1 protein-coding gene is annotated in these 700 nt (G+C 32.6%); it reads left to right on the plus strand.

The annotated features are described in order from the left end of the window. Positions 1 to 133: 133 nt before the first annotated feature. On the plus strand, positions 134 to 589 hold the full coding sequence (gene tnpA, locus OW729_RS19380; RefSeq protein WP_268063165.1) for an IS200/IS605 family transposase: 456 nt from the start codon (positions 134 to 136) through the stop codon (positions 587 to 589). The last annotated feature ends 111 nt before the right edge of the window (positions 590 to 700 follow it).

Genomic DNA, 700 nt, shown 5'->3' on the forward strand with positions numbered 1-700 from the left:
TTGTCTATAAATAAAACCACCTGCTATGCAGGTGTGTTCAGAAAAGCTTAAGCGTTGAAAAAAAATACCTCGCTTTGATAGAATAGATATGGTTTCGTCAGCCAATCTAAAATCAAAGGAGGCATTGCCCAAAATGGACAATAATAGTTTAGCACATACCAAGTGGAGATGTAAATATCATATAGTATTTGCTCCTAAATATAGAAGGAAAGAAATATATGGAGAAAAGAAAAAAGAAATAGGAAAAATATTGAGAACGTTATGTGAATGGAAGGGAGTAGAAATAATAGAAGCTAATGCATGTAAAGATCACATACATATGCTAGTATCAATACCACCTAAAATGAGTGTGTCAGGATTTGTAGGTTTTTTAAAGGGAAAAAGTAGTTTAATGATATTTGAGAAATTTGCAAATTTAAAATATAGATATGGAAACAGGCATTTTTGGTGTAGAGGCTTCTATGTAGATACAGTAGGAAAAAATAAAAAGGCAATAGAAGAATATATAAAAAATCAACAAAATGAAGATATGATCGCTGACCAAATAAGTATTAAAGAATATGTTGACCCTTTTAAGGGTGGCAGGTAATAGTTAAATTGCGGCTGGCGAGATTTTTATACGTGCCTTAAGGCATAATGCTGGTAAAGTGCCCTTATAGGGCTTAAGAAAAACCACCAGCTAAGCTGGTGGATATTTATT

This window comes from Clostridium brassicae (genome assembly GCF_026738875.1).
Taxonomy (GTDB): domain Bacteria; phylum Bacillota; class Clostridia; order Clostridiales; family Clostridiaceae; genus Clostridium_H; species Clostridium_H brassicae.

Excerpts from the sequence above, each read along its gene's own strand:
- tnpA (WP_268063165.1), top strand. The coding sequence starts at position 134 with ATGGACAATAATAGTTTAGCACATACCAAGTGGAGATGTAAATATCAT.